We start from the raw sequence: 12158 nt of genomic DNA on the forward strand, positions 1-12158 counted from the left end.
GTTTTCTCCGCGCCAGTCAGGGCGTTTTGTCAGATGCCGTACTCTTTACGATAAGCACGAACTGCCGCCAGGTGGTCGGCCATTTCCGGCTTCTCTTCGAGATAAGCGATCAGATCTTGCAGAGTGATGATGGAAGTCACTTTGCAGTGATAATCGCGCTCCACTTCCTGAATCGCAGAAATATCCGCACGTCCACGCTCCTGGCGATCCAGTGAAATCAGTACTCCGGCCAGCGTCGCACCCTGTGCCGCAATGATCTCCATCGATTCGCGAATTGCCGTTCCGGCGGTAATCACATCATCGACCAGCATAATACGGCCCTGTAATGGACTACCGACCAGCATCCCGCCTTCGCCATGATCTTTTGCTTCTTTACGATTAAAGCAGTATGGCACATCACGCTCATGATGATCGGCCAACGCAACCGCCGTGGTGGTCGCAATCGGGATACCTTTGTAAGCCGGCCCAAACAGCAAATCAAAATCGATAGATGAATCCACCAGCGCCTGGGCATAGAAACGGCCCAGCAGTGCCAGGTCGCGTCCGGTATTAAACAGACCAGCGTTAAAGAAATAGGGACTCTTACGGCCTGACTTCAGCGTGAACTCACCAAATTTTAATACCTGCTTGTTCAGTGCGAACTCGATAAACTGGCGCTGCCAGGGTTTCATAGGTCTCTCCTCAAATTTTAATCATAAAAAAGGCGACTCTCTGGTCGCCTGTAAAAATCAGTTTGCTAACGCCGCTTTCTGCGCCTGAATTAAGCTGTCGATGCCACCTCGCGCCAGCGCCAGCAGCTTCAACAGCTCGTCGTGGCTGAACGGCTCGCCTTCAGCCGTTCCCTGCACTTCGATCATCCGACCGTCTTCAGTCATTACCACGTTCATATCAGTTTCGGCCGCGGAATCTTCCACATACTCAAGATCGCATAGCGCTTCACCGCCCACAATGCCGACCGAAATTGCCGCGACCATCCCTTTCATTGGGTTTGCTTTGAGTTTGCCCTGCGCCACTAAGTGATTCAGCGCATCGGCCAGCGCCACACAGGCACCGGTGATGGACGCCGTACGGGTGCCGCCATCGGCTTGCAACACATCGCAATCAAGAGTGATGGTAAACTCGCCCAACGCTTTCAGATCCAGCGCTGCACGCAGTGAACGTGCAATCAGACGCTGAATTTCCAGGGTACGGCCGCCCTGCTTGCCTTTCGCCGCTTCACGCGCGTTACGGCTATGAGTGGCGCGTGGCAACATGCCGTACTCGGCGGTCACCCAGCCTTGCCCCTGCCCTTTCAGAAAGCGCGGCACGCCTTCTTCGATGGTAGCGGTGCACAATACTTTAGTATCGCCGAATTCAACCAGCACAGAACCTTCTGCATGTTTGGTGTAGTGACGGGTCAATGTGACGGGACGCACCTGTTGTGCGCTACGGCCTGCTGGACGCATGGTTTCTCTCCGGCTTGCGAATAATGGCTGCGCATTATACGGACTTAGGGCGCTGCTGCCTACCGACGCCTGAGCGCAATATTTTTTAATTCCGAAAACAGAGAGTTAATGAAAAATGCCGTGAACTGTGTATAAATGCGTCTTTTCCCCCGTAAGCTAAACTTTTATGTCTAACCTTCTACATTTTTTACTGGCGCTGGTGGTTGTTTTTGCCCTTGCGTTGCTGGTCAGTCATGACCGCAAGAAAATTCGTCTGCGTTATATCGTGCAACTGTTGGTAATTGAAGCGGTACTGGCTTACTTCTTCCTGCACGCGGCCAGCGGTTTATGGGTGATTAAGCATGTTTCCGGCTTCTTCGAAACGTTGCTCACCTTCGCCGCGCAAGGTTCCGACTTTGTATTTGGCGGCATGAGCTCACAAGGCCTGGCATTTATCTTCCTTGGCGTACTCTGCCCAATCATCTTTATTTCGGCACTGATTGGTATTCTGCAACACTGGCGCATTCTGCCGCTGCTGATTCGTCTGGTTGGCACGCTGCTGTCGAAAGTTAACGGCATGGGCAAACTGGAGTCATTTAACGCCGTCAGTACCCTGATCCTCGGCCAGTCGGAGAACTTTATCGCCTATAAGGGCATTCTGGCTGATATCTCGCCGCGTCGCCTCTATTCGATGGCAGCAACCGCCATGTCGACCGTTTCACTGTCGATTGTTGGCGCGTATATGACGATGATCGATGCGAAGTATGTTGTTGCGGCGCTGATTCTCAATATGTTCAGCACCTTTATCATTCTGTCGATTATCAATCCGACACCGGCAGGTGATGAGCCAGAGATTAAGCTGGATAAGCTGCATGAAGATCAGAGTTTCTTTGAAATGCTCGGCGAATACATTCTGGCCGGTTTTAAAGTCGCGATGATTATTCTGGCGATGCTGATTGGCTTTATTGCACTGATTGCGGCGGTCAACGCACTGTTTGCCGCGGTATTTGGCATCAGCTTCCAGCAGATTCTTGGCTATGTTTTCTGGCCGTTTGCCTGGCTGATCGGCATTCCTGCACAGGACGCATTGCGCGCCGGCAGCATTATGGCTACCAAACTGGTCGCCAATGAATTTGTTGCGATGATCGAGCTGAAGAAAATCGCCGCAGAAATGACGCCGCGCGGGCTGGGCATTCTGTCGGTGTTCCTGGTTTCATTTGCCAACTTCGCGTCCATCGGCATTGTTGCTGGTGCGATTAAAGGGCTGAACGAGCAGCAGGGAAATGTGGTTTCCCGCTTTGGGTTGAAGCTGGTGTATGGCGCGACGCTGGTCAGTCTGCTGTCGGCAGCCTTTGCCGGACTGATGCTGTAAAACGGTTTCCGGCGGTGCCAGCCGCCGGAAATTCATTCAGAATGCCACACACACCGGGGCATCAACCCGCATCACCGAATCCTGATTAAAACGCTGTTGGTAAAGAGTGCGCAGCGCTTCAATCCGCTGACCACTTTCATTGTCCGTCCCATGAATCAGCAACAGCGCTTTGCTGTCTTCCCGTGCCAGCTTGCCATCATTGCCCAACCACTGCCCCCTGGCCTCAAACACCGACAGCCCGTCTTTAAAGCGTGGCGTCACGTCTTTATCGATAAACGCTTGCCACTCCGCAGGGCTAATCACTGGCCCGTTCGGGCGGTTCATTCCAAAGTAGAGTGTGGTTTGCATCATGGCATCGCCGATAGCGCAAACCGGCGCGGTCGTGGTTTTCTGCGGAGCAACACAACCGCTGAGAACTAACGTCGCGGCCACCATCATCAGTTTTACGCGCCGCGGATTTATTATTATTGCCATCGTTAATCCTTATTGAATTGAAGAGAACTGCATCAGCCAAAATAATGGGTTTTAACGGGAATGCCTATCATGACCGGCCTGCCATCGCTATAATTCATTTATCTTTCTCAGCATACAGGTACGCAAAATGATCCGCAGCATGACAGCCTACGCACGGCTTGAAACCAAAGGCGAATGGGGCAGCGCAGCCTGGGAACTCCGTTCCGTTAATCAACGCTACCTGGAAACCTATATCCGCCTGCCGGAACAGTTCCGCAGCCTGGAACCGGTGATTCGTGAGCGCCTGCGTAACCGCCTGACGCGCGGAAAAATCGAGTGTAACCTGCGTTTCGATGCCGATCCCAGCGCACAAAGTTCACTGATTCTGAATGAAGCGCTGGCTAAGCAGCTGGTGCAGGCGGCCAACTGGGTCAAAATGCAGAGCGACGAGGGTGAGATTAATCCGGTCGATATCCTGCGCTGGCCTGGCGTGATGTCAGCACAGGATCAGGATCTTGATGCCATTACTGTCGAGCTGATGAAGGCGCTCGACGGTGCGATTGATGATTTCATTGCTGCGCGTGAAAGCGAAGGTGCTGCGCTGAAATCACTGATTGAACAGCGTCTGGAAGGTGTCAGTAGCGAAGTCACCAAAGTCCGTGCACAGATGCCGGAAGTCGTGAAATGGCAGCGTGAGCGTCTGGTCACCAAACTGGAAGAAGCGGAAGTTCAGCTGGAGAATAACCGGCTTGAGCAGGAGCTGGTGATGATGGCCCAGCGTATAGATGTCGCTGAAGAGCTGGATCGCCTCGATGCGCACGTTAAAGAGACCTATAACATTCTGAAGAAGAAAGAGGCGGTAGGTCGTCGTCTCGACTTTATGATGCAGGAATTTAACCGCGAATCTAACACGCTGGCGTCAAAATCGATTAATGCTGATATCACCACTTCCGCCATTGAGCTAAAAGTGTTGATCGAGCAGATGCGTGAGCAGATTCAGAATATCGAGTAAACCTTGCACGCCAGTTATATTACAAATAAAGCCCTGTTTTCAGGGCTTTTTAATTTCACGATTAGACTCAGCCGATTTTAAGCAAGCGAGCTGCTCCAGCCATAAATTTAAGCCTCGGCAGGAAACTATCAGCCTGGTCAGACGGAAATAATTCGGGTATTCGCAGCATCGTGCTAATATCCCCCACTCACTCTATGATGATGATCTGGCTGCCTTTTTTCTTATCAGCGTGCAAACAGAGAGTCATGATAATGACAAGCTCATTTCATCACGCCAACTCAATGAGCATACCTGGCTTTATGTCATCGAGTATGGAAGCGGTGGCGCCACAGTGCCTTTTATTTATCGTTATTATCTTGCCGATAATTGTCATATGTTCCTTTTGGATCAATGCAGCCATTCTTTGCAATCGCCCATCATCATTCAGGCATTTGCCTATAATTTTGCGCGAATAACCGACTGTCATCACGATTTGCGATCGCCAGAGTTATGCCGGTTTACCGAACTCTGTAGATTAATGAAACAGTGTTTCATTAATCTACCCAGCAAAGGATCAGCATGTATACTCGTCTTGTGTTACCTGTAATGGCTTCCTGCCTGTTCGCCACTGCTGGCGTCGCTTCTGCCGCCTCGTCCGTCAAATTTCCGGATAAGGTCTGTGATGTCACGCAATACGGTGCTGAAGGCCATCGATTACAAATTGCGTTAAATACCGACTCTTTCCAGAAAGCGATAGATGATTGTGCAGCTGCCGGCGGCGGTACGGTGCAGGTTCCTGCCGGGAACTATCTGGTTAATCCGCTATTTTTGAAGAGTAATATCCGACTGAATCTGGCAAAAAATGCCACTATTGTCGCCTCCACTGAGGTTAGCGCGTATCGGGCCAGTCAAAAAAATAAGCATGGCGAAGCCGAAAATAAGTGGCTGCCATTTATCAGTATTGCCGACGTCAGCAACGTCGCCATTACCGGTGAAGGCACCATTGATGGCCAGGGTGCCGTATGGTGGGAAAGATGGCGTGAGAACATCCGCGCAACCGGCAAAAAAGGCGGTACCGATCGTCCGCGCCTGATTTATATGACCCGCGCTGATAACGTACTGGTAGACGGCGTTCACCTGACTCATTCGCCAAGTTTTCACGTTGTGATGCGTAATTCCAGTAATATCGATATCAATAACACCAGAATCACTTCACCCTGGCATGCACCTAACACCGATGCCATTGATCCGATTGACAGCCGAAATATCCGCATCACTAATAACTACATTGACTGCAACGATGACCATATTGCGATCAAAGCAGAGAAACCCTCAGCGCGTTACCCTGATGGCGCGGTAGATAATATTTATATCGCCAATAACACCTTATTACAGGGGCGGGGCATCTCCATCGGCAGTGAGACTTCCGGTGGCGTCAATAACGTGCTGGTGGAAAATAATCGGTTTATTGGCTCGATGTATGGCATCCGCATTAAAACGCCGCGCGGTAAAGGCGGTGAAGTAAAGAATATCGTATACCGCAATACCACCATGGTTGATGTCGAAGTGCCGCTGGTCTTTTCTGGCTATTATAAGGCGGCGCCTATCGTGCAAGCCGAAGTAGACAAAATGGTGGCCGAGGGTGGATTTACCCTCGGTGAGCAAATCTATCCACCGGACAGTGATGCAAAACAGCCATTTGATGCGGTTAAAACGCCTCACTTCAGCAATATTACCGTATCAAATCTGACCTCCACCGGTAACAGTAAAGCGGCGGCCTTTATTATCGGTGTGCCGGAAGCGCCACTGAGTGGTTTTACTTTTGAAAATGTCCGTATTGATGCCAACGAAGGCGTGCGGGTGCGCAATGCTGAATTAACTACCAGCGGGTTAACTCTTAATATCAAACAAGGCCCGGATATGATTCTCGATAAGGGCGCAGTGATTGATTAACGACTGGATACAGAACTAACGGTTTTTTTCGATGGGACCACGGTCCCATCTTTACTGAAATCACCTCCCCCCCCTGCCCTGATAGCCCTTTTGGCGTAAAGATTTATCGCCGTCTAAGCTAAACCCATTAACTGGTTTCAGTTGGTTGCCAGCAACCTTTACCCTAAAGCAAGTCGTGCAGGAGTACATATGATAAAAAAAAGACGCGCAGTTCCGGGAATTCACTCGTATGACGGCCCCGCCGGTGGCTGGGGCGCGCTGAAAGCGACGGCAATCTCCGTGCGCACACAAATGGATGCGCTGGAAGCGCCGGGAACGCTGTTACGCACCAATCAACCAGACGGCTTCGACTGCCCCGGTTGTGCCTGGCCAGACAAAGAGCACCACTCGACATTCCAGTTTTGTGAAAACGGTGCGAAAGCGGTGACCTGGGAAGCGACCAGCAAACGCGTAACGCCGGAGTTTCTGGCGCAGAACACCGTCAGCTCACTGTTGCAGAAAACAGATTATGAATTAGAGGGTTATGGCCGCCTGACGCATCCACTGGCCTATGATCCTGATACCGATACCCTGCGCGTGGTCGAGTGGGACGAGGCTTTCAACCGTATCGGTGAAATTCTGCGTAATATGCCGTCGCCGGACCAGGTGGAGTTTTATACCTCTGGCCGTGCATCCAATGAAGCTGCGTGGCTGTTTCAGCTGTTCGCCCGCGAATACGGCACCAATAACTTTCCCGACTGCTCCAATATGTGCCACGAAGCCACCAGTGTTGGACTACCGCAGTCGATTGGCATTGGCAAAGGCACCGTATCGCTGGATGACTTCGACGATGCAGAGCTGGTTATCTCAATCGGGCATAATCCGGGCACCAACCATCCACGTATGATGGGCACCCTGCATGAACTGGCCCGACGCAACGTGCCCATCATCGTGTTTAACCCGCTGCGCGAGCGCGCACTCGAACGTTTTGCCGACCCGCAGAACGTGATTGAGATGGCAACCTACAGTTCAACGGATATCGCCTCGACCTACTTTCAGGTCAAAGCCGGTGGCGACGCCGCCGCTCTGAAAGGAATAATGAAGGCGCTGTTGGTACTTGATGATGAACAGGGCAATGTTATCGATCGTGATTTTATCGCGGAACATACGCAAGGCTTTGATCTCTCAGTTGCCGATCTGTCCGCTACCGACTGGCAGGATATCGAGAATGAGTCCGGGCTGACGCGCCAGCAGCTTACACAAGTCGCGGTCGCCTATGCTAAATCCAACGCAACTATCGTGACATATGGCATGGGCGTAACCCAACATAATAAAGGCACTGCAACCGTGCGCTTAATTGCCGACCTGCTGTTAATGCGTGGGAATTTTGGCAAGCCGGGTGCCGGGATTTGTCCGCTGCGCGGCCATTCCAATGTGCAGGGCAACAGAACCGTCGGCATTACCGAGAAACCTTCAAAAGCCTTTTTGGCACAGTTGGAAAAGGTATTTGGATTTGCTCCTCCAGAGCAGCATGGGCACGACGCGGTCAGAGCGATGCAGTCAATGGTCGACGGCACGTCGAAGGCGCTGATTTGTCTTGGCGGCAATTTCGCCGTCGCCTTACCCGACCCCGAAAAATGTTTTCCGGCAATGAAAGCGCTGGATTTAAGTGTCCATATCGGTACCAAACTTAATCGTTCGCATTTACTGGTTGCCAAAGAGAGCTATATTCTGCCTTGTCTGGGCCGCACTGAGCTTGATACGCAGGCCACTGGTCGGCAGGCAATAACCGTGGAAGACTCGATGTCGATGGTGCATGCTTCCTCAGGCAAACTTAAGCCGGCTTCGCCGCTGTTGCGCTCGGAACCGGCAATTGTCGCCGGCATGGCCAGCGCGGTGTTACCAGACACTAAAGTACCCTGGGCGGAACTGATAGCGGATTACAGCAAGATTCGCGACCTGATTGAGAAAACCATTCCGGGTTTTGACAACTATAACCAGCGCATCGCTATCCCGGGTGGATTTCGCATGCCACTGCCTCCTACCGAACTTAAGTGGCCAACCGCCTCAGGCAAAGCCATGTTCTCAGTGTTCAACGGGGTTCATGAGGATGCCGATGTGCAGGGTGACGACGTGCTACGCCTTATTACGCTGCGCAGCCACGACCAGTACAACACCACGGTGTATGCGATGGACGATCGTTATCGTGGCGTATTTGGCCGGCGCGATATCCTGTTTATGAACGATCTCGATCTCGATAAACGCGGGCTGGAGCATGGCGATTTAGTGGATATAGAGACCGTGGCATCCGGAAGAAAGTTGCGCCTGGAAAATATCACGGTTATTGCTTACAACATCGCCCCCGGCTCGGTTGGCGCTTACTATCCTGAAGCCAACATTCTGGTTCCGCTTGACTATATTGACAAAGAAAGCGGAACACCATCATATAAATCAGTCCCGGTACGAGTGATGCATTCCGCATCCGTTTAGCTGACAGCCAATAAAACCAAGCCCGAGTCATTACGGGCTTTTTTTTATGCTCAATTAGCTAAAACTATTAAAATAGACAAAGGAAACCTTCGACAGTGTTACGAACATAATATCGTCTTTGATTCCATATTTTTTCTTTAAAAAATACTTGGTGTTAATGACTGTCTTTTCCTGCACACCAAGAAATGCAGAAATCATGCTCGCGCTCCATTTCTTATAATACAAAAATAAAAACAACTTTTCAGTCTGAGACAGCATCACTTCTCTAAGAAACAAACCTTGCTTAGCCGATAAATTAAAGAACAGCTGATAAATACCGGACAGTGAGGTATGAAGACTAATCAGAATAATACGACCACCAATATTGATGGGACTGTGATGCTGATGTGTAAAAATGACAATAATTTCACTCTCATCTTCGAGAGACTTACTGACTAATGATTCCAGTTGCTCATAATATTGGTCAGTAAAACATATCCTTTTTGAAAAGCCTGACTTACCCCTGTCATTTTTTAAATAAGACACGACTGAAGAAATAGAAAATTTCAGCAAGCTGTCGTTCGAATGGACGCTATACATTTCAGTACCCCGAATAACGTAAGCTGATCCATTCTGGATATTGATAACTTTCCGGAAGTTAAGATTCTTAATTAATCGCCAAAAATCAATCGATATTAATTTCAGAAGATAATTATTTCTTCTTTTTGTAGATAATTTTAGTTCTTGATGAGCGACTCAAATGCTTATAAAAACAAAAAATAATCACAAACAACAATAAAAAAACGATCAATATTAAGCCCGGTGTACTCATGATACTTTCCCCCGATATGGCCAGAGAGAGAAATATATTTAATTATTAACCATTGTTCAACCCTAAATGATTGGTTTGCCAGGTTCTCAGGCATAAATAAGACAATCCTTAAAATGACTGTTCATTAAATCTTAATTATCATTCCTGGTCTGAAATGAGAATACCAAAAAAAGCCTTAAATTTCATAATCAAATGGAGTTTTATGCAGTAATACTGCATCTGAAATATGAAATTATTAATCTATCGACATCTGTGCAACGTGTTTAATCCCGCATAATAGCTTTTCCTTTCAATCTGGCAGGATCGGCAGCGCTCTGTGTACCTGTCAGCGATGGAAAAACCTGCGCCAGCTCACTACTGGTGGCTAATTCTGTTCATTCCGTTTCCTTCTGTCAGGTTCAGTGCTTAAATCATTTATCGACCCTATTTCAGGAGATAGCATGCTGCCATCACGCTCGATCAGCCTGACCATTCCACGCAACTGGATGGATCTTTATGAAACCATCTGGAAACCTGAATATTTCTCAAAGTGGGCCTCTGGCCTGAGCCACGCACCATTAGTTCAGGAAGGACATTACTGGAAAGCTAAAGGTCCGGAAGGCACGATAAAAATTCGCTTTACCGGATACAATGCATTAGGTGTGATGGATCACTACGTAGATACCGGCTTTGGTAAAGAGATTTATATACCGATGCGCATTATCGCCAATCAGGAAGGGGCTGAAGTTGTCGTCACCATTTTCCGCCAACCTTTGATGTCAGATGAGAAATTTGAACACGATATTGCGTGGATAAAACGCGACCTGCAAACCTTACATGCGCTAATGACTTCCTGACAGCGCCTATCTGGTATTCTTCCATACCAAAGGTGGCATGATTTTGTCAGTACGAATCTCTGCCACCTCTTTCTCTTTAGGCCGACAGCGCAGCATGGTTACGATCATTCTTAACTCATCAATTACCGCAAACAGATCGGCGATGTCATGCCTGCTATGAATCTGCAAACGCGTCAGTGCGTTCAGTTTATGTGCGTATACCGTTTTATCGGTAATACCCAGCCGTTGCCCCACCTGCTCTGCACTGTATGACCATGAAAGCATTAATAATATTTTCAACTGACGATCGGAAAGCATCACATCTGCACAATGATCATTCTGCAGCTGCCCGCGTAACCCCATCAGTTCAGTGGTAAGCAGCCAGGATAACTCAACCAGCGGCGTCTTGAGGGATATGACATTAACGGTGGTAAAATACTGCATAAATGCAGAAAAAATCGGAAGGAGTTTGCAGGTAATAATTAACTGGCGAACATCCGGATAATTTCGCTGATGGGTAAAGATGCGTTGAAGAACTCCGCCTAACGGCATATTTTCATGAAATAAATAGACAACCAGCTTTGGCCGATATTTTTCACAATGGAAAACAATGTCATGCATATCTTCCACTGCCAACACTTTCAACTTTACCGGTAAATGATTCAAAACTTCACATAACCCTGCTGCTGCCAGGGCATCTGAAGAAAAAAAGATGATATCATGCTTGTGTGTTTTCATTCCGCTCATTAATACCTGTGTATCATCTTGATTAGACGCAAGAAAAAAAAGCCACTTTGCAATTGGCCCCAGATCAAATATTTATTATCAACAGATAAAATAATTACGTATTTATCTTTCTCATCTGCAAGCGATGATAAATACCGCACGTTATGTGCTATATAATTAACGCGACACTTTTCAACAGAATCTAAATGGTTTCATAAATATTTTATAAATTTATGCAGCGATACCCTCGCCATCAGTGGCATATTATCTCTTGCCGATGATCAGCTTGCAGAGACACAGACATCCGGATTTAAGCGATCTGCTAATAAATTAAACTAATAGTGCCACTGCAAAGATTTTTATATAACCTGTTGTTAAATATGCTATAAACAGCACATCATCATCAGTTAAATTAATCCTGACCGATTACCCTTAGAAAATCTCAGTGGTCTTCCGTGCATTAAGCACTTAGTCTTGCCGGCGATTTTTCAGGAGTTGCCCATGTTACTTACCGTCCTCTATATCATTGGTATTACTGCAGAAGCGATGACCGGCGCATTGGCTGCAGGACGTCGTAAAATGGATATGTTTGGCGTAATTATCATCGCGTCTGTTACCGCTATTGGTGGTGGATCGGTGCGCGATATGCTGCTTGGCCATTACCCCCTTGGCTGGGTTAAACATCCGGAATACATCATGATTGTTGCTGCTGCCGCGGTAGTCACTACCGTGGTTGCTCCACTGATGACACACCTGCGCAAAGTCTTTCTGGTGCTTGATGCGTTAGGTCTGGTGGTGTTTTCAATTATTGGTACTAAAGTGGCGCTAGATATGGGGCATGCATCGATCATTGCGGCTATCAGCGCGGTTATCACCGGCGTATTTGGTGGCGTATTACGCGATATGTTCTGTAACCGCATACCGTTGGTGTTTCAGAAAGAGCTTTACGCCGGTATTGCCTTCGCCTCCAGCTGGCTTTACATCTTGCTGCTGAAAACTCCTCTGTCACATGAGTTCATCATCATTATTACTCTGCTGGCTGGCTTTATTGCCCGATTGCTGGCGCTGCGCTTCAAGCTGGGACTGCCAATCTTTAACTATCCGCACCCTGAACATTAAGGCGCCTGGAAAAATGGCAACATCT

General features: G+C 48.6%; 11 protein-coding genes. 6 read left to right on the forward strand and 5 right to left on the reverse strand.

Annotated elements, in window-relative coordinates; genetic code table 11:
- Nucleotides 1–29 precede the first annotated feature (29 nt).
- Both pyrE and rph read right to left on the reverse strand, forming a co-directional pair.
- Nucleotides 30–671: an orotate phosphoribosyltransferase gene (pyrE, locus tag RIN69_RS21910; RefSeq protein WP_313854565.1), complete on the reverse strand. Its 642-nt coding sequence runs from the start codon at nucleotides 669–671 to the stop codon at nucleotides 30–32.
- Nucleotides 672–728: 57 nt separating this feature from the next.
- Nucleotides 729–1445: a ribonuclease PH gene (gene rph / locus RIN69_RS21915; RefSeq protein WP_313854567.1), complete on the reverse strand. Its 717-nt coding sequence runs from the start codon at nucleotides 1443–1445 to the stop codon at nucleotides 729–731.
- 166 nt (nucleotides 1446–1611) lie between these two features.
- Between rph and RIN69_RS21920 the strand changes: the two genes are divergently transcribed.
- Nucleotides 1612–2796, forward strand: coding sequence for a NupC/NupG family nucleoside CNT transporter (locus tag RIN69_RS21920; protein ID WP_313854568.1), 1185 nt, complete (start codon nucleotides 1612–1614; stop codon nucleotides 2794–2796).
- Between the two features lie 36 nt (nucleotides 2797–2832).
- On the opposite strand, the gene RIN69_RS21925 is transcribed toward RIN69_RS21920, so the two are convergent.
- Entirely contained in the window at nucleotides 2833–3270 is a 438-nt protein-coding gene (locus tag RIN69_RS21925) for a DUF3574 domain-containing protein (protein ID WP_313854569.1), read from the reverse strand.
- A gap of 127 nt (nucleotides 3271–3397) precedes the next feature.
- On the opposite strand from RIN69_RS21925, the gene RIN69_RS21930 reads away from it, so the two are divergent.
- The 3 genes from RIN69_RS21930 (at nucleotide 3398) to RIN69_RS21940 (ending at nucleotide 8662) form a co-directional block, all read left to right on the forward strand.
- On the forward strand, nucleotides 3398–4261 hold the full coding sequence (locus tag RIN69_RS21930) for a YicC/YloC family endoribonuclease (protein ID WP_313854571.1): 864 nt from the start codon (nucleotides 3398–3400) through the stop codon (nucleotides 4259–4261).
- A 558-nt stretch (nucleotides 4262–4819) separates the two neighbouring features.
- Nucleotides 4820–6193 carry a glycoside hydrolase family 28 protein gene (locus RIN69_RS21935; RefSeq protein WP_313854574.1) on the forward strand — a complete coding sequence of 458 codons (1374 nt, stop codon included), beginning with the start codon at nucleotides 4820–4822 and terminating at the stop codon, nucleotides 6191–6193.
- A 189-nt stretch (nucleotides 6194–6382) separates the two neighbouring features.
- Nucleotides 6383–8662 (forward strand): FdhF/YdeP family oxidoreductase, encoded by a 2280-nt coding sequence (locus RIN69_RS21940; protein WP_313854576.1) that lies wholly within the window; start codon nucleotides 6383–6385, stop codon nucleotides 8660–8662.
- A gap of 54 nt (nucleotides 8663–8716) precedes the next feature.
- On the opposite strand, the gene RIN69_RS21945 is transcribed toward RIN69_RS21940, so the two are convergent.
- Nucleotides 8717–9241 carry a hypothetical protein gene (locus RIN69_RS21945; protein WP_313854579.1) on the reverse strand — a complete coding sequence of 175 codons (525 nt, stop codon included), beginning with the start codon at nucleotides 9239–9241 and terminating at the stop codon, nucleotides 8717–8719.
- 672 nt (nucleotides 9242–9913) lie between these two features.
- Between RIN69_RS21945 and RIN69_RS21950 the strand changes: the two genes are divergently transcribed.
- Nucleotides 9914–10309, forward strand: coding sequence for a polyketide cyclase (locus RIN69_RS21950; protein ID WP_313854580.1), 396 nt, complete (start codon nucleotides 9914–9916; stop codon nucleotides 10307–10309).
- Nucleotides 10310–10315: 6 nt separating this feature from the next.
- Here RIN69_RS21950 and RIN69_RS21955 read toward each other — a convergent pair whose 3' ends face one another.
- The gene (locus tag RIN69_RS21955) at nucleotides 10316–11035 is read right to left on the reverse strand and encodes a helix-turn-helix transcriptional regulator (protein WP_313854582.1); all 720 of its coding nucleotides are present in this window, start codon (nucleotides 11033–11035) and stop codon (nucleotides 10316–10318) included.
- Between the two features lie 480 nt (nucleotides 11036–11515).
- Between RIN69_RS21955 and RIN69_RS21960 the strand changes: the two genes are divergently transcribed.
- Nucleotides 11516–12133 (forward strand): trimeric intracellular cation channel family protein, encoded by a 618-nt coding sequence (locus RIN69_RS21960; RefSeq protein WP_313854584.1) that lies wholly within the window; start codon nucleotides 11516–11518, stop codon nucleotides 12131–12133.
- Nucleotides 12134–12158 lie beyond the last annotated feature (25 nt).

Source organism: Winslowiella toletana (genome assembly GCF_032164335.1).
GTDB classification, from domain to species: domain Bacteria; phylum Pseudomonadota; class Gammaproteobacteria; order Enterobacterales; family Enterobacteriaceae; genus Erwinia; species Erwinia toletana_A.

Coding starts and splice junctions, on each gene's coding strand:
- pyrE (WP_313854565.1), bottom strand. CDS start 671: ATGAAACCCTGGCAGCGCCAGTTTATCGAGTTCGCACTGAACAAGCAG.
- rph (WP_313854567.1), bottom strand. CDS start 1,445: ATGCGTCCAGCAGGCCGTAGCGCACAACAGGTGCGTCCCGTCACATTG.
- RIN69_RS21920 (WP_313854568.1), top strand. CDS start 1,612: ATGTCTAACCTTCTACATTTTTTACTGGCGCTGGTGGTTGTTTTTGCC.
- RIN69_RS21925 (WP_313854569.1), bottom strand. CDS start 3,270: ATGGCAATAATAATAAATCCGCGGCGCGTAAAACTGATGATGGTGGCC.
- RIN69_RS21930 (WP_313854571.1), top strand. CDS start 3,398: ATGATCCGCAGCATGACAGCCTACGCACGGCTTGAAACCAAAGGCGAA.
- RIN69_RS21935 (WP_313854574.1), top strand. CDS start 4,820: ATGTATACTCGTCTTGTGTTACCTGTAATGGCTTCCTGCCTGTTCGCC.
- RIN69_RS21940 (WP_313854576.1), top strand. CDS start 6,383: ATGATAAAAAAAAGACGCGCAGTTCCGGGAATTCACTCGTATGACGGC.
- RIN69_RS21945 (WP_313854579.1), bottom strand. CDS start 9,241: ATGTATAGCGTCCATTCGAACGACAGCTTGCTGAAATTTTCTATTTCT.
- RIN69_RS21950 (WP_313854580.1), top strand. CDS start 9,914: ATGCTGCCATCACGCTCGATCAGCCTGACCATTCCACGCAACTGGATG.
- RIN69_RS21955 (WP_313854582.1), bottom strand. CDS start 11,035: ATGAGCGGAATGAAAACACACAAGCATGATATCATCTTTTTTTCTTCA.
- RIN69_RS21960 (WP_313854584.1), top strand. CDS start 11,516: ATGTTACTTACCGTCCTCTATATCATTGGTATTACTGCAGAAGCGATG.